Source organism: Achromobacter seleniivolatilans (genome assembly GCF_030864005.1).
GTDB classification, from domain to species: domain Bacteria; phylum Pseudomonadota; class Gammaproteobacteria; order Burkholderiales; family Burkholderiaceae_B; genus Achromobacter; species Achromobacter seleniivolatilans.
Genome location: NZ_CP132976.1, coordinates 215,051 through 239,694, shown reverse-complemented (window position 1 = coordinate 239,694; position 24,644 = coordinate 215,051). Strand labels below are relative to the sequence as shown.

25 protein-coding genes and 4 tRNA genes are annotated in these 24,644 nt (G+C 62.7%); 17 read left to right on the top strand and 12 right to left on the bottom strand.

The window, feature by feature from the left end:
• Positions 1-87 precede the first annotated feature (87 nt).
• The 6 genes from RAS12_RS01135 (at position 88) to RAS12_RS01110 (ending at position 6,202) form a co-directional block, all read left to right on the top strand.
• A complete protein-coding gene (locus tag RAS12_RS01135) occupies positions 88-1,344 on the top strand; it encodes an SDR family oxidoreductase (RefSeq protein ID WP_306951709.1) in 1,257 nt (418 codons plus the stop codon).
• On the top strand, positions 1,341-1,814 hold the full coding sequence (locus tag RAS12_RS01130) for a DUF2269 family protein (RefSeq protein WP_306944649.1): 474 nt from the start codon (positions 1,341-1,343) through the stop codon (positions 1,812-1,814). Before RAS12_RS01135 ends, RAS12_RS01130 begins: the two co-directional genes overlap by 4 nt.
• Positions 1,815-2,023: 209 nt before the next feature.
• Positions 2,024-3,043 carry a 2-keto-3-deoxygluconate permease gene (locus RAS12_RS01125; RefSeq protein WP_306944648.1) on the top strand — a complete coding sequence of 340 codons (1,020 nt, stop codon included), beginning with the start codon at positions 2,024-2,026 and terminating at the stop codon, positions 3,041-3,043.
• Positions 3,040-4,257, top strand: coding sequence for a D-threonate kinase (gene dtnK / locus RAS12_RS01120; RefSeq protein ID WP_306944646.1), 1,218 nt, complete (start codon positions 3,040-3,042; stop codon positions 4,255-4,257). The genes RAS12_RS01125 and dtnK overlap by 4 nt, the downstream gene beginning before the upstream one ends.
• Entirely contained in the window at positions 4,254-5,306 is a 1,053-nt protein-coding gene (gene pdxA / locus RAS12_RS01115; RefSeq protein ID WP_306944644.1) for a 4-hydroxythreonine-4-phosphate dehydrogenase PdxA, read from the top strand. The genes dtnK and pdxA overlap by 4 nt, the downstream gene beginning before the upstream one ends.
• Before the next feature lie 5 nt (positions 5,307-5,311).
• Complete coding sequence (locus tag RAS12_RS01110; protein WP_306944641.1) at positions 5,312-6,202, top strand: GntR family transcriptional regulator; 891 nt, start codon at positions 5,312-5,314, stop codon at positions 6,200-6,202.
• A gap of 10 nt (positions 6,203-6,212) precedes the next feature.
• Here the strand turns inward: RAS12_RS01110 and RAS12_RS01105 are convergent, their stop codons facing one another.
• Genes RAS12_RS01105 through RAS12_RS01085 form a run of 5 tightly spaced genes read right to left on the bottom strand, consistent with a single transcriptional unit; the run spans position 6,213 to position 11,203 of the window.
• Positions 6,213-7,715 (bottom strand): class I adenylate-forming enzyme family protein, encoded by a 1,503-nt coding sequence (locus tag RAS12_RS01105; protein ID WP_306944639.1) that lies wholly within the window; start codon positions 7,713-7,715, stop codon positions 6,213-6,215.
• A gap of 9 nt (positions 7,716-7,724) precedes the next feature.
• Positions 7,725-8,459, bottom strand: a complete 735-nt coding sequence (locus RAS12_RS01100) for a CoA-transferase subunit beta (protein ID WP_306944637.1) — start codon at positions 8,457-8,459, stop codon at positions 7,725-7,727.
• On the bottom strand, positions 8,452-9,285 hold the full coding sequence (locus tag RAS12_RS01095) for a CoA transferase subunit A (protein WP_306944634.1): 834 nt from the start codon (positions 9,283-9,285) through the stop codon (positions 8,452-8,454). The genes RAS12_RS01100 and RAS12_RS01095 overlap by 8 nt, the downstream gene beginning before the upstream one ends.
• Positions 9,286-9,314: 29 nt before the next feature.
• A complete protein-coding gene (locus tag RAS12_RS01090) occupies positions 9,315-10,037 on the bottom strand; it encodes an enoyl-CoA hydratase/isomerase family protein (RefSeq protein WP_306944632.1) in 723 nt (240 codons plus the stop codon).
• Complete coding sequence (locus RAS12_RS01085) at positions 10,034-11,203, bottom strand: CaiB/BaiF CoA transferase family protein (protein WP_306944630.1); 1,170 nt, start codon at positions 11,201-11,203, stop codon at positions 10,034-10,036. Before RAS12_RS01085 ends, RAS12_RS01090 begins: the two co-directional genes overlap by 4 nt.
• Before the next feature lie 309 nt (positions 11,204-11,512).
• On the opposite strand from RAS12_RS01085, the gene RAS12_RS01080 reads away from it, so the two are divergent.
• Complete coding sequence (locus tag RAS12_RS01080; RefSeq protein ID WP_306944628.1) at positions 11,513-12,478, top strand: Bug family tripartite tricarboxylate transporter substrate binding protein; 966 nt, start codon at positions 11,513-11,515, stop codon at positions 12,476-12,478.
• Positions 12,475-14,127, top strand: coding sequence for an FAD/NAD(P)-binding protein (locus tag RAS12_RS01075; RefSeq protein ID WP_306944627.1), 1,653 nt, complete (start codon positions 12,475-12,477; stop codon positions 14,125-14,127). The genes RAS12_RS01080 and RAS12_RS01075 overlap by 4 nt, the downstream gene beginning before the upstream one ends.
• Here the strand turns inward: RAS12_RS01075 and RAS12_RS01070 are convergent.
• Entirely contained in the window at positions 14,036-14,800 is a 765-nt protein-coding gene (locus tag RAS12_RS01070) for an IclR family transcriptional regulator (protein ID WP_082387195.1), read from the bottom strand. The two genes, RAS12_RS01075 and RAS12_RS01070, sit on opposite strands and share 92 nt — an antisense overlap.
• An 87-nt stretch (positions 14,801-14,887) precedes the next feature.
• Positions 14,888-15,514, bottom strand: coding sequence for a cysteine dioxygenase family protein (locus RAS12_RS01065; protein WP_306944622.1), 627 nt, complete (start codon positions 15,512-15,514; stop codon positions 14,888-14,890).
• A gap of 170 nt (positions 15,515-15,684) precedes the next feature.
• Here RAS12_RS01065 and RAS12_RS01060 point away from each other — a divergent pair, with 170 nt between their 5' ends.
• The 3 genes from RAS12_RS01060 to RAS12_RS01050 all read left to right on the top strand — a co-directional run bounded on the left by RAS12_RS01060 (position 15,685) and on the right by RAS12_RS01050 (position 17,595).
• Entirely contained in the window at positions 15,685-16,467 is a 783-nt protein-coding gene (locus tag RAS12_RS01060) for an SIR2 family NAD-dependent protein deacylase (protein WP_306944620.1), read from the top strand.
• Positions 16,468-16,641: 174 nt separating this feature from the next.
• Complete coding sequence (locus RAS12_RS01055) at positions 16,642-17,244, top strand: helix-turn-helix domain-containing protein (RefSeq protein WP_306944619.1); 603 nt, start codon at positions 16,642-16,644, stop codon at positions 17,242-17,244.
• Positions 17,245-17,346: 102 nt separating this feature from the next.
• Positions 17,347-17,595: a hypothetical protein gene (locus RAS12_RS01050; protein WP_306944616.1), complete on the top strand. Its 249-nt coding sequence runs from the start codon at positions 17,347-17,349 to the stop codon at positions 17,593-17,595.
• A 10-nt stretch (positions 17,596-17,605) separates the two neighbouring features.
• Here the strand turns inward: RAS12_RS01050 and RAS12_RS01045 are convergent, their stop codons facing one another.
• Positions 17,606-18,490 (bottom strand): LysR family transcriptional regulator, encoded by an 885-nt coding sequence (locus RAS12_RS01045; RefSeq protein WP_306944614.1) that lies wholly within the window; start codon positions 18,488-18,490, stop codon positions 17,606-17,608.
• Between the two features lie 134 nt (positions 18,491-18,624).
• Between RAS12_RS01045 and RAS12_RS01040 the strand changes: the two genes are divergently transcribed.
• The gene (locus RAS12_RS01040) at positions 18,625-19,221 is read left to right on the top strand and encodes a short chain dehydrogenase (protein WP_306944613.1); all 597 of its coding nucleotides are present in this window, start codon (positions 18,625-18,627) and stop codon (positions 19,219-19,221) included.
• Positions 19,222-19,397: 176 nt separating this feature from the next.
• Here the strand turns inward: RAS12_RS01040 and RAS12_RS01035 are convergent.
• Positions 19,398-19,474, bottom strand: a tRNA-Arg gene (locus RAS12_RS01035).
• 197 nt (positions 19,475-19,671) lie between these two features.
• Between RAS12_RS01035 and RAS12_RS01030 the strand changes: the two genes are divergently transcribed.
• Positions 19,672-19,899 carry a DUF3079 domain-containing protein gene (locus RAS12_RS01030; protein WP_306951708.1) on the top strand — a complete coding sequence of 76 codons (228 nt, stop codon included), beginning with the start codon at positions 19,672-19,674 and terminating at the stop codon, positions 19,897-19,899.
• A 126-nt stretch (positions 19,900-20,025) separates the two neighbouring features.
• On the opposite strand, the gene RAS12_RS01025 is transcribed toward RAS12_RS01030, so the two are convergent.
• A tRNA-Arg gene (locus tag RAS12_RS01025) sits at positions 20,026-20,102 on the bottom strand.
• A gap of 258 nt (positions 20,103-20,360) precedes the next feature.
• Positions 20,361-20,437, bottom strand: a tRNA-Arg gene (locus tag RAS12_RS01020).
• Positions 20,438-20,701: 264 nt separating this feature from the next.
• Between RAS12_RS01020 and acpA the strand changes: the two genes are divergently transcribed.
• The 4 genes from acpA to RAS12_RS01000 all read left to right on the top strand — a co-directional run bounded on the left by acpA (position 20,702) and on the right by RAS12_RS01000 (position 24,374).
• Positions 20,702-22,444, top strand: coding sequence for an acid phosphatase (gene acpA / locus RAS12_RS01015; protein ID WP_306944610.1), 1,743 nt, complete (start codon positions 20,702-20,704; stop codon positions 22,442-22,444).
• Positions 22,445-22,544: 100 nt separating this feature from the next.
• Positions 22,545-23,057, top strand: coding sequence for a DUF2199 domain-containing protein (locus RAS12_RS01010; RefSeq protein WP_306944608.1), 513 nt, complete (start codon positions 22,545-22,547; stop codon positions 23,055-23,057).
• 14 nt (positions 23,058-23,071) lie between these two features.
• A complete protein-coding gene (locus RAS12_RS01005; RefSeq protein ID WP_306944606.1) occupies positions 23,072-23,881 on the top strand; it encodes an ankyrin repeat domain-containing protein in 810 nt (269 codons plus the stop codon).
• Positions 23,882-23,936: 55 nt separating this feature from the next.
• Positions 23,937-24,374 carry a GNAT family N-acetyltransferase gene (locus RAS12_RS01000; protein ID WP_306944604.1) on the top strand — a complete coding sequence of 146 codons (438 nt, stop codon included), beginning with the start codon at positions 23,937-23,939 and terminating at the stop codon, positions 24,372-24,374.
• A gap of 144 nt (positions 24,375-24,518) precedes the next feature.
• Here the strand turns inward: RAS12_RS01000 and RAS12_RS00995 are convergent.
• Positions 24,519-24,611: transfer RNA gene (locus RAS12_RS00995), tRNA-Ser, on the bottom strand.
• Positions 24,612-24,644: the final 33 nt, after the last annotated feature.

Genomic DNA, 24,644 nt, shown 5'->3' with positions numbered 1-24,644 from the left:
CCTTTTTTTGGCCATTAATTTCTGTCTATACAGAAATTGCAGAAATAAAAGAAAGCCATGAACGACGTAAGCAGTGGAGGCAACGGCATGAACATTCTGGTTTGCGGCGCCAACGGTTTTATCGGCCAAGCCTTCTGCGCAGCACTGGAGCGTGACGGCCATCGGGTATTGAAAGGCGTCAGGGTGGCGACCAGGCCGAACGAGGTCGCCATTGACTACATGGCAGACACCGACCCGGCCGCCTGGATAGATCGGCTGCGCGGCATCCATGTAGTGATCAACGCAGTCGGCATTCTGGTCGAAGGGGCTGGCGCAACCTTTGACCAGGTCCATCGGCGCGCGCCTATCGCCTTGTTCGACGCCGCCCAGCGGGCCGGGGTGCGGGGCATCGTGCAACTGTCGGCGCTAGGCGCCGAGCATGGCGAGACGCCCTATTTTCAGAGCAAGCGTGCCGCCGATGAGCACCTGAAGTCACTGCCCATCGCGCACCACATCCTGCGGCCAGCGTTGATCTACGGCGTGCAAGGCGCGTCAGCCCGATTCTTCCGCGCCCTGGCAACGGTGCCGGTGCATTTGCTGCCAAGTGGCGGGCGTCAGTTGCTGCGTCCGATGCTGGTGGACGAGCTGGCCGAGATCGTCGTCAATCTTTTGCGCGGCGATGCCAACGCTCCGGCCGTGTTGGACCTGGTTGGCGGCACGGAGATCGCGTTCCGCCAGATGTTGGCGGTCTACCGGCAGTCGATGGGTTTCGCGCCCGCCTGGCAGGTGCCAGTACCGGCATGGCTGGTGTCGGGCGGCGCCGTATTGTTGAACCGGCTACCGGGTTCTTTGTTGACGCGCGACACCTGGAAGATGCTGCGCGCCGGCAATACGGCCGATGCCGCGACGACGGCCCGTGCGCTGGGACGGCCGCCCTCTGGCATCGAATCCTTCATCGGCGCAGCCGATGCGCTGCCCCTGCGCCATCAAGCGCTGGCTGCGTGGCGGCCTGGCCTCGCGCGTGGCGCACTGGCGCTGATCTGGCTGTGGACGGCCGTGTGCAGCGCCTTTCTCTATCCAGTGGCCGGCAGCCTGGCCTTGCTTGAACCGGTTGGCCTGCATGGCGCTGCCGCGCGGACGGCCTTGTACCTGGCTGCCGCGCTGGATTTCGCACTGGGGATCGCCACGCTCTGGTGGCCCGGCAGGCGCCTGTGGGCCGCACAACTCGGGCTGGTGCTCGCGTATACGGCGGTGATCGCCGTGGCCTTGCCCGAGTTCCTGCTGCATCCGTTCGGCCCGGTCCTGAAAAACGCCGCGGTCGCCGCGCTTTTACTCATTCTGCTTACCGAGGAACCCAAGCCATGAACCTATATCTGACGGTCAAGACCCTGCACATCCTGTCGTCGGTACTGCTGGTGGGCACTGGCTTCGGCACGGCGTTCTATCTGTTCTTTGCCAACCGCACCGGCTCCATCCCAGCGATTGCCGCCGTCTCGAAACTGGTGGTCCGTGCGGATCTGTGGTTCACCACGCCGGCCGTCGTGTTCCAGCCCCTGTCCGGATTGTGGCTGGCACATGCCGCAGGCTGGCAATGGACCACCCCGTGGGTCAGCGTGTCGATCGGGTTGTATCTGCTGGCGGGAGTGTGCTGGCTGCCGGTGGTGTGGCTCCAGTACGAAATGGCCAAGATGGCCGCCACCGCTCACGGCGCAGGCGCAAAGGCACTCCCCGCGCGCTACTGGCGCTTTGCACTGTGGTGGGAGCGTCTGGGTTATCCAGCATTCCTGGCCATGGTGGCGGTGTACTTCCTGATGGTGCTGAAGCCTGCGCTTTGAACCACCATGGTCAGCTACGTCAACGGCCCATGACGCTACGCGCTGAACGTCAACCATATCGCGAACGTTTTTAATGCGGCGCCTCTGCGTGAATACCCTGTACGTACATGCTGTACGTACAGGTGTACACTCTCGGTTTTCAACCCCAACTGACAGACGCGTCAACGAACGTCTGCAATCCACCAGAACCATCCTGGAGACTTCTCCAAGTGTCGACCGCTACTTCCCGTTCGCCTTTTTTTGGCGCGATGCAAAAAATCCCCGGTGGATTGATGCTCGTGCCGCTGATCCTGGGTTCCCTGATCGGCACCTTCGCGCCTGATGCGCTGACCATCGGCGGCTTCACCACCGCCTTGTTCAAGAACAGCGCCATGCCGCTGATCGCGTTGCTGATCTTCGCGACCGGAACGCAGGTCAACACCCGCACCGGCGGCCCCATCCTGGCCACGGCAGGCACGATTCTGCTGATGAAAACGATTGTGCCCGCCACCCTGATCATCATCCTGGGCAGCTATGTCGGCCTGGACGGCATCTACGGCATCTCGATCCTGGCGATGCTGGCGGCATTCGACAACAGCAACGGCGGCCTCTGGCTGGCCTATACCGGCCAATACGGCGATGCCCGTGATCGCGGCGCGTATGTCGCCAGCGCGGTCAATGACGGCCCATTCTTCAGCCTGCTGTTCCTGGGCGCCTCCGGCATGGCCGACATTCCCATGATTGCTCTGGTGGCAGCCCTGGTGCCCTTCCTGCTGGGCGTTGTCGTGGGCAATATGGACCCGAAGTGGCGCGACGTGCTCAAGCCCGTGCCCAACATCGTCATTCCGTTTTTCGCATTTGCGCTGGGCACCGGCATCAACCTGAGCTCGGTCGTCAGCGGCGGCATCAGCGGCCTGATTCTGGGTCTGGTCATCAGCCCCATCACGGGCGGTCTGGTCTACCTGGGCTATCGTATGATTCTGCGCCGTGGCGGCAAGAGCGGCCTGGGGTTTGCAGCCGGCACAACGGCAGGCAACGCCATCGCCACCCCCGCAGTCGTGGCGGCGGCCGACCCCAACTTCCAGCAGTACGTGGCCACCGCCACCGCGCAAGTCGCAGCCTGCGTGCTGATCAGTTCTATTCTGGCGCCCGTGCTGGCCTCGTATTTCCTTAAACGGGCCGGTGAACTCAAATCCGAAGACGCAAGCGTGCCCGCTGGTTTAAGTGAAGCGCGCGGAGAAGCCCTTTGAATCCCGCCATCGCCATCGTTGCCGATGATCTGACCGGTTCCGGTGACACCGCGGTGCAGTTCGTCCGCGCTGGCTGGAGCACTCACCTGTCCATCGGCGGCGCTGACGAAGCGCTGTCGGGCCCGGCCACGGATGGCGTCGAAGTGCTGGCCGTGACGACCAATAGCCGCGCAATGCCTGCTGCCGAAGCCGCCGAGGTCATCCGCCTGAATGTGGAGCAGTTGCGCGCGGCCGGCGTATCCCGTCTGTACAAAAAGGTGGATTCCACCTTGCGCGGCGCATTCAAGGCCGAGATCGACGCAGCGCGCGACACCTGGGGTCCGGACACGGTGGCGGTCATTTGCCCCGCCTTTCCGGCAACCGGACGCACCGTTGAACAGGGCATCCTGTACGTGGACGGCAAACCGGTCACCCAGACCTCTGCCGCAACCGATCCGGTCACGCCCGTGACGGAAAGCCATATCCCCACACTGCTGGCGTGCGCGCATGTCGCGCCGCTGGCCAGCGACACGCCGGAATCCCTGGCGGCACGCATCATGCAGGCCGGCAATACGGTGGTGGTCGATGCCGCGACCGACGCCGACCTGGAGCGGCTGGCACGCGCCATTGGCCTGCTGGGCGAACGCGCCCTGCCGGTTGGTGCTGGCGGACTGGCCGTGCCGCTGGCCCGCGTGTGGGCCGGCGCGGATCAGACCGCGCCTGTCGTGGTTGTGGTGACCTCGCAGCACAGCGCGGCACGCGCACAAGCCGCTGCGCTGCAAGCCTCGGGCGCCGACACCTGGACGCCCTCATTGGCCCAATTGGCCGATGACGCGGCCTGGCAGGCCTGGACGCAGCCTCTGCTGTTGTCACATGCGCAAGCCCCCCGCGAAGCGGGCACGGTACTGCTGCTGGCGCCTGAAGGACAGCTGGACGGCCTGGACTCCGAGACGGTCGCCAACCGTCTGGGCAGCCTGGCCGCGCAATTGATTGCAAGCTCGCGCGCGGCCGGCGTCGTCGCCACGGGTGGCGACGGTGCGCGCAGCGTGCTGGTGGCGCTCGACGCCAGCGGCATCGCTCTGGTAGATGAAGTGATGGGCGGCGTGCCCTTGGGCACGCTGACCGGAGGCAAGGCCGCAGGCCTGCCTGTGGTGACCAAGGCCGGCGGCTTTGGCACCGAAGACGTATTGGTTCGCGCCGTGCGCGCGATCCGCGACAGGAGATTCAAGCGATGACACAACCCCAAGCCAACAAGCTGCCCCTGCTGGCGGTCACTCTGGGCGACGTGGCGGGCATCGGGCCGGAAATCACGGCCAAGATGCTGATGGGCCACAACGAACTGCGCCAGAAGGCCCGCCTGCTGGTCGTGGGCGACGTGGACGTGATGGTCAACGCCGTTCGCAGCCTGGGTGGCGATCCCGCCATCGTGCGCAAGCTGGACCGCGCTGCCGACACCACCAACACGCCCGGCACGATTGAGGTGCTGCAGGCCGGCCCGTCGCTGGCCCATGTGAAGCTCGGTGAAATCAGCGCCGATGCCGGCGACGGTTCCGTGCGTTTCGTGACCACGGCCTGCGCCCTGGCGCGCGCGGGCGAGGTAGACGGCATCGTCACCGCGCCGCTGAACAAGGCCGCCATGCATGCTGCCGGCCACAAGTGGCCGGGTCACACAGAACTGCTGGCCCACGAGTTTGGCGTCAAGACGTTTTCGCTGGTGCTGTCTGCCGGCGATCTGTACATCTTCCACGCCACGACCCACGTGTCGCTGCGCCAGGCCATTGAAGATCTGACGCCTGCGCGCATGCGCGCGGTGCTGCGTCTGGCCGGATCATTCGCCAAAGCCCTGGGCCGTGGCGACCAGCCCGTTGCCGTGTCGGGCCTGAACCCGCATGCAGGCGAAAACGGCATCTTCGGCAGCGAAGACGCTGACATCCTGGCGCCAGCCGTCGCCGAAGCCAATGCCGCAGGCATCCTGGCCGCCGGCCCGATTCCCGCGGATGCCTTGTTCCCGCAAGCCGTGCGCGGCAAGTGGCAGTTCGTGATCGCCTGTTACCACGACCAGGGCCACGCGCCTTTCAAGGCGGTTTACGGCGACGATGGCGTGAATATCACCGTGGGGCTGCCTGTTGTGCGCGTCTCGGTGGATCACGGCACTGCCTTCGACATCGCCGGCAAGGGCATCGCGCGTGAAGACAGCTTGATCCTGGCCGCCGAGCGCGCCGCGCATCTGGCCCCAGGCTGGACGCATGTGTGGGAAACTGCGCGGGCACAAACCGGAGGTTGATTTCCATGGCGCCCGCCACTCACGACGCACTGCCCACGCTTGATCGCACTGGCGATATCCCGCTGCATGCCCAGGTGGCTACGTTATTGCGGGGTTATGTCCGATCAAACAAGCTGGCGGCAGGCGCCGTGCTGCCCAGCGAGGCCGCGCTGTGTGAACGCTTTGGCGTTGCGCGCAGCGTGGTACGCCAGGCGTTGGCGGCCCTGGCCGCCGAAGGGCTGATCCAACGCGAAACCGGCCGTCCCGCTACCGTATTGGCGCCGCAGGAACACCGGCGGCTGGTGCAACGGTCCACCGGGCTCTACGAGCAGTTCGCGCAGTCTGGCGTCAGCCTCCAGACCCGCGTGCTGGCGTTTGCCCGCGCTGAACCGCCCGCCGACGTCGCCGAGTTCTTCGGCACGACCCGTTTGCTGATGCTGGAGCGTCTGCGGCATGTGGCGGATGCGCCGCTGGCCTACGTGCGCACCTGGCTGCCCGCTGACGCCGTGCCAGGTCTGCGCGCCGAACACCTGACAAACGCCTCCCTGCATGGCGTGCTTACCCGGCAATTCGGTCTGCGCCCCGGCGCCGGCCGCAATCAGATCCGGGCGGTTGCCGCCGACGAAAGACTGGCCGGCTTATTGGACACCACCACCGGCACTCCGCTGCTGATGCTGCAAGGCCAGGGTATGGACCAGCATGGCCACCCGCTGGAATGGTTCACGACATGGCATCGCGCCGAACAACTGGTGTTCGACGTGGACGTCAGCATGGGCCACGAAAGCGTGCACCCCCGCCTGCAGGACGCACCAGCCGCGGTGGAACCGGCGCCAGAGGGCCAAGACCCGCTGGCGCGCGCCCAGGCGCTGGTGGCAGAGTTGTCTGCCGAACTCGCCCGGCTGCGCGGCCAGTCGTAGAGTCTGACGGCTACGCGCTCGCGTGCGGCCGCGCTTTGGCCGCAACCTGTTGCGCCAACGCCTTGCGGTCCACCTTACCCACGGCGTTCTCGGGCAAACGGTCCATCCACAATACATCTCGCGGCACATAGATCCGGCCCAGGCGCGCGAGCACCTCGGCCTGTATGCCCGCGGCATCTGGCGCGGCATCTGCGGCGCGTTGCACGAAGATCACCGGCACTTCACCCAGGTCGTCGTCAGGCGCGCCCACTACGCAACACGCGGCCACACCGGGCAGGCCTGTCACCACGCCTTCGATCAAGGCAGGCGAGAGATTTTCACCGCCACGGATGATCACATCCTTGATTCGGCCGGTGATACTCAGGTACCCCTGTGCGTCAAAGCGCCCCAGGTCTCCCGTACGCAATTGCGACGTAGCAGAAGCCGCCGCGTTGTCCACGCCCAGATAACGCATCATCAGGCTGTCACCCGCGATGCAGATCTCGCCCTCGCCGCCTGCGGGCGCCTCACTGCCGTCCGGCAGCCGCAACGTCACAAGCTGTCCGGCCAACACCGTGCCCACCGTACCGATGCGCCGCGCACTTGGCGGATTCATCGTGGATGTGCAGGTCGCTTCCGATAAACCGTAAGACACGACGAGCGGGCAACCCAGAAAGTCTTCGATGCGCCGATGCAAAGCCTCGGTGATCGGCGCCGATCCGCAACGTGCAAAACGCAGGCCCGCAAGGCTTGCCGGATCAAACTCCAATTCCAGCATGCGGGCATACATCGTGGGCACGCCGGTGATGATGGTCGGCTGGAATGCGCGCAACAAGCCCGGCATATCCTCTGCCCGGAACCGCCCTGCCAGCGCCACGCAAGCGCCCGCCAGCAACGGCGTGAAGATCTGATTGTTCAACGCATTGGTGTGATGCAGCGGCATCACATGCAGCAGCCTGTCATCCGGCGTCAGCCCGGTATGCGCAAGCACGCCACGCGCATTGTTCATCAGCCCCAAATGGCTTAACAACACGCCTTTGGGGTTGCCCGTGCTGCCCGAGGTAAACAGCAATAGCCCGGGCGACGTCGGCGCGACATCACTGCCCGCCCAATCCGGCTCGTCATGAGCCACCTGCCCGGCACGCAGCAAGCGCGCAGGCGCAAGCCCGCAGGCCTGCGCAGTGACCGCGTTTACTTCGTCAAACAACATCCAGGTCAGACCCACCGCCGTCACACGGCGCGCCGTTTCTTCAATGGAAAGACGCGGTTCCAACGGACATGGGCAAGCGCCTGCGGCCATCACGCCCAAAATAGCCAGCACCTGCGCCAGCGAACGCTCCATCGCCACGGCAACGTAGTCGCCAGACGCCACGCCGGACGCCCGCAGCCCTGCTGCCATCTGACCTACGTGGCGATGCAGTTCGGCGTAACTCAGAGTCTGGTCTGCGGTCACGATGGCGGGCCGCGCTGCCCATTGCGGCTGGGTCCACAAGCGCGCGCAAGCCGCCACCAACGTGGCATCGGCAATCGTCATGGCGGTCTCCTAGCGCAGCGCGACAGCTGCGTCGCGCTCAAACTGTCCGTCGGCATCCAACTCGCGCAAAGCGCGACCTTCTGCTGCTGTCGGCGGTTCTGTCGGACCAGCGCCCGTGGCGTCAAACTCGAAACCTGTGCGCGCACGAACTTCCTCCAAGCTGGATTCGGGATGCCAGGATTGCAAAGCCAGCCGGCCGTCGCGCTTGATGAACACGCCGATCGGCGTCACTACGCCGTGGAAACCACCCCAGGACGTCATGAAGTCCAACTTCGAGACGAACGTCCGGCGCGAATGCTCGGTGCGCCAGGTGCACGCGCGTTTGGCCGTGGGCAACATGACCGCCCCGCCGCCGCCGCCCGGCAGGCGGACTTTGGGTTCATGCCAATCGCCAATGCAGGAATTGTTGGCGCACCCCGCGCCATCGATCTGCGCCGCCCCCAGAAAGGTCAGGTCCATGCGGCCGCGCGTGCACAGGTCGTAGAAGTCTTCGTTCGAGAAGATCGACGCCGTATGCTCGGCCAGTACCGGATCAGAGCTTGAAATCGGGATATGGGACGGCCGCGGATTCACGCCGCCTGCCACGTTGATGTAGACGAAATCCCAGTCGTACGCGCGCTTGGCGAGCAGGCACGCCAGCATCGGCATCGTGGAGTTCACGCCACTGAAGGTAATTTCATCTGGCCGGATAAAGCGCGCCAGATTGGTGACGATGTACGAAAAGCCCGACCATTGTTCAGCCATGATTTACCCCCTGCGCTTCGGGCGCGGCGGCCATGTGCGCTTGCAGATCGCTGTTCTTATCCATGTAGCCTTCCACCGCCGGATAGTCGATGGCGTAATCCGGCCAGCAAGATCCCGGCCACGCGCCCTGCGGCACCACCGCAAACGCCTGCACCATGAAGTACGGCACCAGGGTCGATTCGGGCTGCGCTTCGAACACTGCCGAATCCACGACCTTCTCGGCCACCACCAGCACGCTGCCTGCGGCCCGCGACATGATGCGGTCCCAGTGCGCCGTGCCATGCACGCGCACGTTGCCCAATGCGTCCACTTCAGACGCCTGGATCACGGTGAAGTCCGGCCGGATGGCCGGAACCACCCAGGTCTTCTGTCCGCTGCCGTAGGGGTCGTCCAGGCACTGCCAGCCATTCAGTTCCGGCAGGCCGCTGCCATGCAGGCCGCCGCAAGGCTGAAACGGCACGCCAAAGGCGGCAGCCCTCAAGCCAGCGGTAAGGCTGGCGCACGCGTGCTCTTCCAGCTCTATTTCATGACGCTCCACGGCACGCCGGTACCAGGGCGCCAGACCGAAGTTTCCTTCCATCGCCACGATGCCCGCGCGCACACGGCGCAGCACACCGGCGCGGCACAGAATGTCCACGTCGTAACCCGGCGATTGCTTGATCAATTCCAGGTCGCGCTTGCCCTGACGGATCAGTTCGCGCACGAACGCAAACGGGCCACGATGCAAAAAGCTGCCGCCCAACGCCATCGACGCGCCATTGGGCACCAGCGCGGCCAGCTCGGCTAGCGAACACTGCTTGTTTTTTTGATTGAATCCTGAAGCCATTGTCTTCCTCCCTGCTGATTCTTATGCCGTTAGCGCGCTTGCAGATAGGCCGCTACACGGTCTTTCAATCCGGGCGCAGCCGCCGAACGCACCAGCCGCGCCAGATCGGCGTCGGGCGTTTCAACGGACAGCGCTGCATAAAGCTGCGCGCGGCTGCTGTCTGTCAGTGCGGCTGCGGTGTCGGACGCCTGCTGCTCAATCTCTGGCCATTCCTGGAGAGCAGCCAGCCGGCTCGCAAACCCGTCGCGCAGCGCTTCTTCGGCGCTGAAAGTGGCAGCCTGCTCCAATACGGAACGCGCGCGTTCCGCGCCGACCAGCGAGGCAAAGCGGCGCGTGCCCAGTACCAGCCCGAACTTCAGGCCCGGCATGCGGAACGTGGCGTCGGGCGCGCTGATGCGCCACTTGCATGCGCCAAACACATCCACGCCCGCGCCAAAGTTGCGTCCGTGCGCCATGGCCACCGTCAGGCAAGGCGATGCTGCCAGCCGCTGCAACAGCGTCTCGATGCGCACAAAGCGCAGCAGCAGATCGCCCTCGCTTTGCGATTGCCAATCGCCAAAGTCAAAGCCCGCGCTGAAGTTCTTGCCTACGCCCTTCAACACAATCAGCTTGGCGCCTTGCGCTTCGGCGTCGTCCAGCGCCGTGATCAGCGCTTCCACCAGATCCGCTGACAAGGCATTCATCTTGTCCGGGCGCGCCAGGGTCAGCACATGGCTCGCGCCCTGCTTGTCGATACGCAGTACGCCGCTCATGCCTTTGCTCCTTTTTTCGCTGCGCGCAGTGCGCCCAACACTTCGTCGTTGTGTTCGCCCAGCGCAGGCGGACGCAGACGCAATGCCGTCGTCTGCCCGTCAAAACGCACTGGCAGGCCAAACGTGCGGGTCTGCACCCCATTAGGCAGCTCTACCGGCTGCACCCAGCCCATGTGTTCGACTTGCGGATCGGCCAGCACTTCGGAATAGGTATTGATCGGCGCGCAGGGCACGCCCGCCGCGCGGAATCGCGCAAGCCAGGTCTGCGCGTCGTCGGCGGCAAAAATCGCTTCCAGGATGTCACGCAACTCGGTCTGGTTGCGCGCGCGCGCACTCGTGTCGGTAAAGCGCGGATCAGCCAGCAGGTCTACACGGCCCACGGTGGCGCACACGCCTTTCCACAAGGCCTGATTGCCCGCCGCCATGCCAAAGTAGCCGCCCTTGCAGCGAAATGCCTGATACGGCGCATTGCGCGGATGCGCCGATCCCAGCTTGACCGGGTCTTTGCCGCTGCCGAAGAACTCAGACGTCTGCAAGGCAGCGATACCCAAGGTGGCGCCCAGCATGGGCACATCAATATGCGTGCCCTGGCCGCTGGCTTGCGCCGCCCGCAATGCGGATGCAATGGCGAACGCGCCGTACAGACCTGCTGAAAAATCCGCCACGGGCACGCCGCATTTCACGGGTTCGCCGCCCGCCTCGCCCGTGACGCTCATGATGCCGCTCATTGCCTGAATGGTCAGGTCAAAACCGCCTTCCTGCGAGCGCGGCCCCGACTGGCCATAGGCCGAGATCGAGCAATAAACCAGCTTGGGATTGGCTTCGCGCAACTGCGCGTAACCCAGCCCTAAACGATCCATCACGCCGGGCCGGTTGTTCTCGATCAGCACGTCGGCCGTCAACGCCAGCTCACGCGCCAAGGCCAGGTCGCCGGGGTCTTTCAGGTTCAGCGTCACGGACCGTTTGTTGCGGTTCAAGGACGCGAAGTTCTCGCTATAGCCATCAGAGATAGGCGGCCAGCTGCGCAACGTGTCGCCGCCATCCGGGTTTTCGACCTTGATGACGTTGGCGCCCATATCCGCCAGCAACATGCCGCAAAACGGCCCTGCCGCGACATTGCAAATTTCCAGCACGGTGATGCCGGCAAGTGCCGAACTGGGATTCATGTCTGACCTCTCGTTATAAAAATTCAATATTTGGGATGAGGAAAATATTATAAGGGCGCGTTGATGCAGATGGCATCATGCCTCACGCCGCTGCGCAGATCGCTGTAATTCCGCATGAATCCTAGTGCAATCCCTAGGTTCACCGGTTAATTGTTGACCAGCATATCACCGTGTGGAATTCTACGTAAACCATTTATTGGAATACGAGTCCTATATTTTAGGATTTATAAAACAGGACCCCAGCGTGTCAGACGCCCGCCTTGACGGTGCGCCGGCGCATGCGGTTCCGCATCCCCCAAGGAGACATTGATGAAACAGTTATGGCGCTTTGCCATGGCCGGCGCGGTTCTGGCGCTGGCATCGGGACCCGCCCTGGCCCAGACCTGGCCTGCCAAACCCGTGCGCATGGTGGTGCCCTTTCCGCCGGGCGGAGCCACGGATGCAGCGGCGCGCATTTACGCGCAGCATCTGGGTGACTTCCTGGGACAAGGCGTCGTGGTGGAAAACAAGGCTGGCGCGGGCGGCGAGATCGGCGCGGAATACGTCGCCAAGTCCGCCCCCGACGGCTATACCTTGTTGATGGGAGCGGTGGGCAGCCATGCCATCCACGCGGCCATGCCGGACAAACCGGGTTATGACTTTGCCACGGCATTTGTCGGCGTATCCATGGCCACCAGCATGCCAATGGCGGTGGCCGTGAACAGCAAAGTGCCCGCGAAGAACGTGCAGGAACTGATCGCGCTGGCCAAGAGCAAACCCGGCACGATCACCTTTGGTTCCGCCGGCCCAGGCACGTCGCAGCACATGGCGGGCGAACTGTTCCAGGTCGTGACGGGCACCAAGCTCATGCACGTGCCTTATCGCGGCAGCGGACCCGCCATCACGGACTTGCTGGGCGGGCAGATCGACATGGTGATCGAGACTCTGCCAGCGCTGTTGCCGCAAGTGGCCAGCGGCAAGATCCGGTTGCTGGGCGTCACGACCGCCACACGCGCCACTGCCCTGCCCGATCTGCCCACGCTGATGGAGCAAGGCGTGAAGGACTATTCTGTCGCAACCGCATACGCCCTGCTTGCCCCCGCCGGTACGCCACAAGCCGTAGTGGACAAACTGTCGGCCGGCATGCAGAAGGCCGCTGCGATGCCCTCTGTGCAACAGGCAGCAGTAAAGCTCGGCGCTGATGCCGTGGCCACCACACCCGCCGACACCAGCCGCGTGCTTAAGCAGGAAATCGCCCGCTGGGCCGACGTCGTCCGTTTGTCAGCCGCCAAATGATGCCGCAACGTAGCGTATCCCCGCCGCTCGCGGCGGACCTTGCCATCGTGGGCGGCGGGTCGGTCGCCGTCAGTTTCCTGTATCAGTTCTTGTTGGCGCTAGCGGATGCGGCACAGGCAACGCCGCTATCTATCTGCGTGTTCGAGCCACAAGCCGAGCCTGGCCCTGGCGGCGCCTACCAAGAAGACCTGCCTAGCAATCTGCTCAATATTCCCGCCGGCAATATGTCGGCGCGGGACGACCATAGACTGGACTTTGTCGATTGGTTGCGCGAACAGGACGCCGATTGGCTGCGCGCCTATGGCGTGGACGCAATCGCCCCGGGGGATTTTCTGCCGCGCCCTCTGTTTGGCGCTTACATGCGCGCCGTCTACGCACGGGCACAAGCGCTGGCACAGACGCTGGGCATCGCGCTCGTGCATGTGCAAAGCCGGGTAGAACGCGTCGCTCCGCTGCCTGATGGCCGCGTGCAGGTCGAACCCGAACACGGTGCGCCATGTCTGGCCCGCTACGCGGTGCTGTGCAACGGCAACCTGCCGTCGCAAGCGTTCCCTGCGTTGCAGGAAACGCCGGGTTACTTCAACAGCCCCTATCCCGTCGCGGACTTGGCGCATGGCATCGCCCCCGAAGCTACGGTCTGCATTGTTGGCACCAGCCTGAGCGCCGTGGATGCGGTCGCCGCCTTGCAGCAATCCGGACATCGCGGCCAGATTCTCTGCGTCTCGCGCAATGGCCGGCTGCCATCCGTGCGCAGTCCGCACAACCAGCCGCCGGCTGCCCTGCGCCAACTAAGCCGGGACGGCGCCTTGCAGTTGGCTGCCCGCCACGGCGGCACGCTGTCGGTAGATGTGATTGCCCAGGCGCTGAAAGACGAAGTGCTTGCGATGGGCGGCTCGCTGGACACCGACGATGTGCTGGGACTGAGCGCCAGCGCCATCGACGCGCTGGACGACGAAATCCGGCGCTCGTCTCAAGCGGCGCGCCCGTGGCAGGCAGTAGCTGCGGCCACCAACGCGGCTGTGGACCGGATCTGGCATCTGATGCCGGACACCGAACGCGGGCGCTTCCACTCGCAATGGCGTTCTTTATGGATGGCGCGGCGAGCCACGTTCCCAATGCGCAACGCGCTGAAACTGCAAGCCCTGTTCAAAGCGAGGCAATTGCAGGTGCGCGCCGGTTTCGTAAATTGCCGCTACGACGCAGCCAGCGGCCAATTTCTAACGCGCTTGCGCAACGCGGACGGCGCATCTACGTTGCCAAGCCGCTACCTGATCAACGCCACCAGTTTCTCGGTGGATGCGCAGCGCACCCGCGATCCGCTGGTAGCCACGCTGATACAAGAGGGCAACGCACAGCCCGACCCCTTTGGCGGTTTGGTCTTGGACTACGACACCGGGTGCCTGAAAAACGCGGATGGCCTTGCGGTGCCATGCGTATCGGTATTGGGCAGCCTGGCTGGCGGCACGTACTTCTGGACGACATCCATGGACGTGAATGCCCGGCTGGCGCGCGATCAGGCGCGGCGCATTGCCGCCGCGTTGCGGCAAGCGAGCCCTGTTACTGATCCAGATAACCCCGGCGATAGCCCATCCCCTGCGAGATGGACTGCGCACAGGCCGACACATCCGGCGCCAGCTGCTTCATCCTAGCGGCGCTCAAGCGGTCCAGCGGGCCGGAGATCCCCACAGCCGCCACGGGCTGGTCCAGACTGTTGAACAACGTCACGGCCAGCCCGCCCACGCCTTCGCGCCATTCGCCGCGATTCACGGCATAACCGGCGCGAGCGATCTTGCGCAACTCGTCTTTTAGCAGCGGCATCGACACGATGGTCGACGGCGTGTGCCGGACCAGCTGCTCGGCGTAACGCTCGACATACCCTTCAGGCTGATACGCCAGCAATGCCTTGCCGGTGGCCACGGCGTAAGCGGGTGCGCGGCCGCCCACCATCGAATAGGCGCGAATGGGCTGCGGGCTGTCTATCTTGTCCACATAAACCACATCGAACCCGTCCAGCACCGACAGATGCACGGTCTCGCCCGTCTGGTCAGCCAGCGTGCGCATAAACGGCGCGGCCAGCTTGCGCACGTCCAGCTGCGCCAGCTGCCGGGCAGCAAGCTCAAACAGGCGCACTGCACCGCGATAGCCGCCCCCATCATCGTCCTTGATCACGTAGCCAGCGTGAATCAACGTCTGCAATGTGCGATGCGTGTTGCTGCGCGTGAGGCCAACGCGGGCGGCCAGCGCATCGATGGTACGAGGCGGATTGTCCACATCGGTCACCGCCTCTAACACCATCAACCCCTTGAGTAGCGTCTTGTCCATCTTCGTTTTTCCTAATATTTAGGACAGGAACATAGCACGAGACGCAACCCGCGAACAGCGCTGTCCGGGCTGATCGCGCGAAGGCACTTAACCGCGAAGCGCGGGAATCGTAGCGCGCACGGCTTCCGAGCGGTCCCAAAGATTTGGCAGGCTGGGTGATGAATAGCCGGACACAAAGGGCTTGGCTTGCCCTGTCGCCGGATCATAGACGTGGCGCGACACCGCGCCGATATTGCCGCCGTACATATGCACGCTGATCGACACGCGATCGGCAAAGGCGTTGGACACGCGGTGGATATCCCCTTCTTCAGGCGACAGGCGCTCGACGTCTCCCGGTTGCAGGGTGGACGCTTCACCAGCCTGGACCAGACGCCCGCCCGCCTCGCGCACGTAACGCTGATTGATCTCCGCACCGCGCAGCATACCCACGTAGCCCCAGACCTCGTGGTCATGCACTGGCGTGAACTGCCCCGGCCCCCAGACAAAACTGACCAGAGAAAACCGTTCCAACGGATCGCAGTGCAGCAGATACTGCTGGTAGTACTGAGGATGCGGCGCGGTACAGGCAACGGGGAGCCAGTCATCATGGCGCACCAGATCGGCGAACGCGGCCTGCAATGCCGGCGACTGCGCCAAGGCCTCGGGCGCCGCCAGGCGCGTCGCAGTGGCGATAAAGCTGCGAAGCCGGTCCAGGCCGGCGGGTGATTCTGGCATTGCTAATCTCCAATAGGCTGGCAGAAATCCCAGATGGGAAAAATAGTATCCACCATTCGGGACACTTCTGCACTGATGTTGCTTTCACTGACCTGGCGCGCACCCCAAAGCGTTGCTTGACAGGGGCGCGCCTGCGCGTGCAGCGTATCGGACTGTCTACAAGGTTGGAAATGAAAAACACGCATCACGATATTCCACCCGCTTTAGTGCAAGCGCTGCACGCCGCGCAGCGCGTCGTCGTGTTTACGGGCGCCGGCGTCTCTGCCGAAAGCGGCATCGCCACATTCCGCGACGCATTGACAGGCTTGTGGTCGCGCTTTGATGCGCAGGCATTGGCGACGCCTGAAGCGTTCAGGGCACATCCCGACATCGTGTGGGGGTGGTACGAATGGCGTCGAGCGCAAGCGTTACGCGCCACCCCCAATGCCGCGCACCACGCCATTGCCGAACTCGCGCGCCACGTGCCCGAGCTGACCGTCGTCACACAGAACGTCGACGACTTGCATGAACGCGCAGGCAGCACAGGCGTGGCACATCTGCATGGCAGCCTGCATGCGCCCCGCTGTTCCGCTTGCGCAGCGCCGCAAACCTGCGCCAACGAAGCGCCAGACGAACCCGGCGAAGGCCGGCGCATCCCTCCGCCCGCTTGCACGGTCTGTGGCGCGCCAGTCAGGCCCGGAGTCGTATGGTTTGGTGAAAGCCTGCCTGGCGACGCTTGGAGCGCCGCCCTGCGCGCCGCTGAACAATGTGACCTGCTGTTCAGCATTGGCACCTCGGCGCTGGTCTACCCTGCGGCAGAGCTGCCACAACGCGCGCTTGCGGCGGGCGCAACGGTCGTGCAGATCAACCCCGCCGTCACGCCGCTGGACAAGCAAGCGCACTGCAACCTGCATGGGCTGGCGGCTGACGTCATGCCACGGGTGGTTGCTGCAATGGGCCACTCCACGAGCTAGCCGCCTGCGCACTTTTCAACGAATCAGACTCTGATGATCACGTCATGCCTCGTGAACATTTGTGAAGATCTTTCAGCCCGAACTGGAGTAGAAAGAAGGTTGCTGCGGCAGTCGAGGGGAAACCCCAAATCTCATTGATTGCGCAGCGGGATACAGTGGCGTCTAGCTTCGGCCGTGGAGAACATCATTCCTTTTTCGTGGAGACTTCCAGACGTTTTCGTGCGCTCATCAGACGGTGTCTTGCACCGGGTGGTGCGGCACGCGACGACCACGGCAACCATTGCCAAACTTGAGAGCATTCCAAGCAATTACCACCTGGATTGCGAGTGCATGCTGGACAATGGCGAAACGCTATCCTGGATCGGAAATAACCAGTATCGTCAGACCAAAGGCGGCGCAATTTTCACCGCCGAATCCGACGTCACAACACCCCGTGGCGAATCCCGCAGAAACGGCGGCGCCCGGAAAAACGTATTGACCGAACACAGGACACCCGCCCCGCACAAGAAACTGACTGTCGGGCAGAGTTCTCTACCACTAGCTGTCGTCAATCTAAAAACCGGCAACGATTGGAGTTTGATACGCGCTTGGCGTGAGCATCTTGATATCAGCACGACCGATATGGCTGCCCGGCTTGGCGTTGACCACTCCATCTATATTGAATTGGAACGGCCGCGCCCTACGCCCCGGCAGGTTATTCTCGACCGAGTTTCCGAGGCTTTGGGCGTAACACCCGACCAACTCGATGAATCATTGTTAGGAGGACATTTTCAATAGCGCTTGCTGGGAAACATCACTCTTTCCCGCAAGCTCCAGATTGAAAAGTCCGCGTGACTTTGGCGCCGCATCTATGACGGCCCGCGCATGGAGGTACAGAATATGCTCGGCACCGCAAGACGATTGACCGATGTGCTTGCCACCTCCCCTGATGGCACGCTGTATCGCATTGAACGATTCGTGGCAGACCCTGATGCGTACTCGGCATTGGGCACATCCCGTTTCGACCCTAAAACGCACTGCGTATGCCGTACCAGCTCTGGCGAAAAAGTCGCTTGGCTGGGCGGCCAGATCTATCAATTGCTTAAAAGCGGCACATCATTGACGGCGGTCGACCGACGGCGGCGCTGAACCACGCCAGTCAGCGCGCAAAGCGAGAGACGACAAAGTCCACAAACGTCGTCAACTTGGGCAAGGCCTGCCGGTCTTTGGGATACAGCAGCGAAATGGGCCGCGATGCGGGCCAGTAATCCTGCAAGACCGGCACCAGCTTGCCCGCACGCAGATCGTCAGCCAGCAACAGTTCCGGTTGCAGCAAGATACCGAAACCTGCCAGCGCGGCCTGCCGCAACGCCTGACCATTATTCGAAACGAAGCGGCCAGCGGGATACCCCGTCTGGCTGCCGTCGCTGCTGGCCAGTTGCCAGCCGGTACGGCGGTTCCAGTACGAAAAGTCCAGGAACTGGTGCTGCGCCAGATCCGCTGGCGTTCTCGGCGTGCCATGCTCCCGCAGGTAGGCGGGGGATGCGCAGATGATCATCTGATAGCGCCCTATCTGACGCGCGACCAGACCAGAGTCTGCGGGCTCGCCGATACGCACAGCCAGGTCGTAGCGCGCCGCAACGATGTCTTCCACAGTGTCGCTCAACACCAGCTCCACGCTGACCTCGGGGTATTTGGCCAGGTAGTCGGCGATCGCTGGCGCCAACGCAAATGAGCCAAACGTTACCGTGGAAGTAATGCGAAGCTGGCCGCTTGGCGTGAGACGCATGGCTTCAGCGCCCTGCTCGGCTTCTCGGATATCAGTAAGAATCGCCTTGCACCGCAGGACGTACGCCTGCCCCGCCTCCGTCAGACTTTGTCTGCGTGTAGTGCGATTCAACAGCCGCACACCCAGCCGGCTCTCCAGACCTTTGACATGCTTGGCCGCCATGGCGGGCGACATGCCATGCCTGGCCGCCGCAGCGGTCAGGCTGCCCAATTCAACCACCGCCACGAAAACTTCCATGCTTAACAAGCGGTCCATTGATTTCGTACCCTGAGTGTGAAGTGTTTCCACCATTCTAGGATTTTTCGATTGGAATGGAACGCGGAGAATGCAGTCATGCACTGGCGTCCCGCCAGCGTTCCCCCTAAACCGGCATGACACGGGAGACCATTATGAAAATCATCCTTATCGGCGCCAGCGGCACCATCGGCCGCGCCGTCGCGCAAGAATTGGGCCAGCGCCACGACATCATCACCGTCGGCAAGACCAGCGGCCAGTATCAGGTTGACATCACAAGCAGCGACAGCATTCGCGCGCTGTTTGAGCGCGTGGGCAAAGTCGATGCCATCGTGTCCGCGGCGGGCGCGCTGCACTTTGGCCCCCTGGCTGAAATGACGGCAGAGCAATTCAAGATCGGCTTGCACGACAAGTTGCTGGGCCAGGTGGACCTCGCGCTGATCGGACAGCACTATGTCAACGCGGGCGGTTCCATCACGTTGACCAGCGGCTGCGTCAGCGACGAACCCATACGCTTCGGCGCCAATGCGTCCGCGGTGAATTCAGCCATCGACGGATTCGTGCGCGGCGCTGCGGTTGAACTGCAAGGCATACGAATCAACTCGATCAGCCCCACCGTGCTGCAAGAGTCACTGCCCAGCTATGGCCCCTACTTCCAAGGCTTTGAAGCCGCCCCCGCCAGCCGCGTGGCGCTTGCCTACAGCCGCAGCGTGGAAGGCGCGCAGACTGGACGCACATTCCGCGTGTGGTGACGTGGCAGTGGTGATGCACCCGCAGTGATGCGATGGCAGTAACGGGCAGCGCGTTCTGCCAGACAAAAGAAAAGCGGCTTGATGGATAACCATCAAGCCGCTTTTGACTTTCGAGTAGAACTGCGGCGGCGCTGCTGATACTGATGCTGCTGATACCGCTAATTCTGAAATAAGGTTGGTGCGCCCGGCAGGATTCGAACCTACGACCCCCTGGTTCGTAGCCAGGTACTCTATCCAGCTGAGCTACGGGCGCCCCGAAAGAGGCGTGTTTATAACATGAAAAAAACACTTCATGCAAATCGAGAGGCGAAAATGTGCGCTTTTCCAGCTGCACCCTCAAGGGCTTGAGCCAAATCAATGATCGCTGCGGAGCCGGAGCAGTACGCTGAATGGCACGCAGCGAATGCGGCGAACCCAGCTGCAACCCGCCAACCAAAGGCAGCCGATCTGATGGCAAAGAAATTTCCGATGCACCCCAAACACCCAGAGCGTGTCTGCTGGGGCTGTGATCAATATTGCGCCACGGATTCCATGAAGTGCGGCAACGGGTCAGACCGCACCATGCACCCCGCAGAACTGCTGGGTGACGATTGGGCAAGCGTAGGAAACTGGGGATTTGACGACGCCGACAGCAAAGAGGCCCAAAGCCTAACCACCGCACCGGCGCATACCGGCTAACGAGCATTGCGGGAAACGCGCGGCACAAAACAAAAAGGCCTTCGATCTAAGATCAAAGGCCCTTCTATTTTCTTTTTTTTTCTTTCTCTTTCTTTGTTGGCACAAGCATCAATGTGACTTGAAACTTGGTGCGCCCGGCAGGATTCGAACCTACGACCCCCTGGTTCGTAGCCAGGTACTCTATCCAGCTGAGCTACGGGCGCTCCGACAAAGAGGCAAAATTATATCACAAAAATTTCGCCAATTTTAGTGCTTGTCTTAGCCACTTTTAGTGCTTGTCTTAGCCACTTTTAGTGCTTGTCTTAGCCACTTTTAGTGCTTGTCTTAGCCACTTTTAGTGCTTGTCTTAGCCACTCTTACTACGGCAGTTTTCACTACCCTTGCTTGGCTCCCAAAGTTTTTGCCTTGCCCCAGATGCACTCTTCTTTGCAGAAAAGGCATTCCTAAACAAAAACAAAACTTGGTGCGCCCGGCAGGATTCGAACCTACGACCCCCTGGTTCGTAGCCAGGTACTCTATCCAGCTGAGCTACGGGCGCGTCTTCAAGCAAGCCTTGAATAATAGCGCGATTTTTTTAGGCGTGCAAGTTAGGGGGACAGCAAGGCCTACGTCTGCCAGTCTCTCCCACCGATCAGATTCGTGCGCTCGCAGTGCGCGGTCAGCTTTCTGACAGCGGACGGTCACACCGATAGAACCTTGCCTCTTTAGCCTAGCGACCGTTAACGATGCCGGCTGTCATCCGGCGATTCCGTGGCGCAATGACAGTGCGCCACGTCACCCGCTAGCTCAAGAGTCCCTTCTCATGTCTGACAAAGAAAAAAGCAACGGCGAACCGTCCGCAGACTCCGCACACGCGGAACCCGCCGTACGCGCCACGCGCCGCGGCTTCCTGACCGGCATCGCTGCACTCGGCGCAAGCGCCGCTGCGATGGGCGCGCTGTCCGGTTGTTCCAGCGATGATGACGATGACAACACCGCCCCTGCTGCACCCGCTACACCCGCAGACCCTGCGCCCGCACCCGCGCCCGACCTGACCAAGCAACTGCGCGACAACGTGAAAACCGTCGTCGTGATCTTTGCCGAGAACCGCAGCTTCAACAATCTGTTCGCCAACTTTCCCGGCGTGGAAAAGCCCCTGTCCGCCCTGACCGCTGCTGACTACACGCAGAACGACCGCGACGGCACGCCGCTATCCGTGCTGCCTCCCGTGTGGAATGGCATGGTGCCCACGTCACAGCAGGCCAACCACATCACCTACCAGGTGGACCAGGCCGCGGCCTACATGAACAACCTGCCCAACGCGCCCTTCTCGCTGCTGGGACCGCAAGGCGAACCGCTGCCGCAAGGCGTCGTCACGCGTGACTTGTGGCATGTGTTCTATCAAAACCAGATGCAGATCAATGGCGGAAAAAATGATCGCTTCGTTGCCTGGGCCGACTCGGGCGCGCTCGTCATGGGCCACTACGGCGATTCCGCCTACAACCTGCGCCTGTGGAAGATCGCGCAAGAATTCGTCCTGTGCGACAACTTCTTCCAGGGCGCGTTCGGCGGCTCGTTCCTGAATCACCAATACCTGGTCGCGGGCCGGCCACCGTTCTATCCAGATGCCGCGACCTCCGTTGCCCAGACCCAGATCGCGCAGCTGCAAAGCGCCGACCCGGCCGATCCACGCTTGCAACCCAAGCCCGCCTCGCCCGCAAGCGCATTGACGGGCATTCCGCAGTTCGGCGCCAGCGCCTTGACGCCCGACGGCTACGGCGTCAACACCATGGCTCCGCCCTATTGGCCCTCGTTCACCCGCGATGCCACGGACCCGACATTGGCCGACCCCGCCAACCCGCAAACCATGGTGCCGCAATCACATAACAACATCGGCGACCTGATGACCGCCAAAGGTCTGGACTGGGCCTGGTACGCCGGCGGCTGGCAGGCTGCGGTGGACTCCACCGCCAGCACGGGTTTTCCGTCGTCGCCAAACTTCCAAGCGCACCACCAGCCCTTCAACTATTTCAAGAGCACCGCGCCCGGCACCGCCGCGCGCACCGCACACGTGCGCGATGGCGGCTTGGGCGACCTGTCGTCCACCAACAAATTCCTGGCCGATTCAGAAGCCGGTAAATTGCCACCACTGACGTTCTACAAGCCCCAAGGCAACTTGAATATGCACGCGGGGTATGCCGACGTGGATTCGGGCGATCGCCACATCGCCCACATCATCGACAGCCTGCGCAAGAGCTCGCAGTGGGCCAACATGGTGGTTGTGGTCACCGTGGACGAAAACGGCGGCTGGTGGGATCACGTGGCGCCCCCTAAGGGTGATCGCTGGGGTCCGGGCACGCGCATTCCCGCGCTGGTGATTTCGCCCTTCGCCAAAAAGGGCACCGTGGACCACACGACCTACGACACGGGGTCCATTCTGCGCCTGGCGACTCGCGTGTTCGACCTGCCGATGCTCGAAGGCCTGAAGGCGCGCGATGATGCCATGACCGCACGCGGCCAGAAACCGATGGGCGACCTGACCAACACGCTGACGTTCAGCGCCTAAGCATGACGCGCGTGCCGCTTCCGGCACGCGCAGCTTTGTCCTCTTTCAGACCGCTAAAATCGGACCGTTTTACTCACACGGCCGCAGCCCACTCTGACCCATGGATTTCTCCTTCAAATGCGCCTCATGCAATGAGGTGCACCACGGCTTGCCAAGTTTTGGCGCCGACGCGCCTGAAAGCTATTACCGCATCCCGCCGGACGAACGCGGCGCTCGCTGTGACCTGGGCAGCGACGACTGCGTCATCGACGAGCAGCACTTCTTTGTGCGCGGCTGCATCGACATACCCATTCAAGGACATGACGAGCCGTTCACGTGGGGTGTGTGGGTATCGCTTAGCCTGGAGAGCTACGAGACTTGGGTTCGCATGTCTGACGAGCCTCTGCGCGATCACACCCAGCCATTGTTCGGCTGGCTCAACACGCGGCTCGATCCCTATCCCGAGACCCTGAGCCTGAAGACGCACGTGCATCTGCGCAACGATGGTATCCGGCCATTCATAGAGCTGGAGCCAACAAGCCATCCTCTTGCGATTGAGCAGCGCGACGGCATCACGGTTGACCGGGTTGCGGAAATCTATGCCATGTTGGTGCACGGCGCGAACAACGCGTGAACCGAGGAAACCGGATGGACACAAGCAAGATATTTGACGCCGCGCGCAGCGGCGATGTGGCCCAGGTACGCGCCAGCCTCCAAGCCGGCGCAGATCCCGCAGCAGTCAATGACTATGGATTCACGGCGCTTCAGCAGGCCGCCATGGGCGCGAACGACTCTGAAATCGCCCCCAATCTGGCCGTACTCAAACTGCTGATCGACGCGGGCAGCCCGCTTGAGTTTCAGCGCGATGGCCGCACGGCGCTCTACTTGGCTGCGGAGTTTGCGCCCAGCACGGACGCAGTGCAGTTGCTGATCGATGCAGGCGCGCAAGCCGATATCCGCGACAGCCATGGCAACCACATCACCGTGAACGCGATGATGCCCGAGGTGCAAGAGCTGCTGTCCGCGCTGACGGGCGTCGCCATCGAAGCACCCGAACCCGAACCCGAACCCGCGCCGGTCAAACTCACCGCGGCGCAATGGCGCGCGGCCCAAGCAAAACTGGACACACTGTTCGAGACACTGACGCAAGCTGGCTTGGTCGCATTGCAGGACACGGGCACCACACAGTCGGATGGCTTCTCCGACTGCGCTGAGATCTTTCACGAACGCGGAGGGCTGTCAGCGGGAGTTCTTGGGTTTTGCTTCTACACCCGCCAGGATCGCAATCGCGCAAAACGAGAAGGCCGACTCGACCTGGCGTTCTGGGGTGCGCCAGACGGTGAATACGCCGACATGCTGAAGGTCGGCGATCTCATCGTCAGCGCCGCCGAGGCTGCCGGATTGCCCGTGACGTGGCATCGCAGCGCCGCCAAACGGCCGTCGGTGTTGCTGTACTGAATCCGCAGGAGCGGCCGCTATCTCCAACACCATTTCTCATGAGACCTCGAACACCATGACCGTCCCTCACCAACGCACGCTGGAAATCAGACGCCTATCCCCAGCCGAATGGAGCCAAGCCTACCCCGTCATGGCTCAACTGCGATCGTTGGACGAGGCAGAATTCTTGCAGCGGGTTCGCCGGCAATCACATACGGGCTACGAGCTTGTTGCTGCGCTTCTGGATGGAAGAATCATCGGCGTGCTGGGCATGAGGCCCGTCCACACCTTGGCTCGCGGACCGCACCTGCATGTCGATGATCTTGTCGTGGATACAGCGGTACGAGGCAGCGGCGCTGGCCGCGCCTTGATGGAATACGCCGAGACCGACGCACGCGCTCGCGGCATGACCGCAGTATTTCTTGATGCGCGGCCCGATGCCGTTGCGTTCTATGAGCGCGAGAGCTATCAGTTGCACGCCGCGCCATCGATGAAAAAGGTTCTGGCGCCGTGATGAGAATCCGCGGGCGGTTAGCGCCGCCGCTCTGACTACACAAGAAATCAAAGCAGACAGCCAAAGAAAAAACCCGCAATCACTTACGCGATTGCGGGTTTCTTAGCTTCGGTACTGAGCATGTTGCCAGAACCAAAACAGATCTGGCGGAGACGGTGGGATTCGAACCCACGATGCAGTTTTTAGCCACATACTCCCTTAGCAGGGGAGCCCCTTCAGCCTCTCGGGCACGTCTCCGAAAAGAGAACGAGATTCTAGCACGTTTTTTTG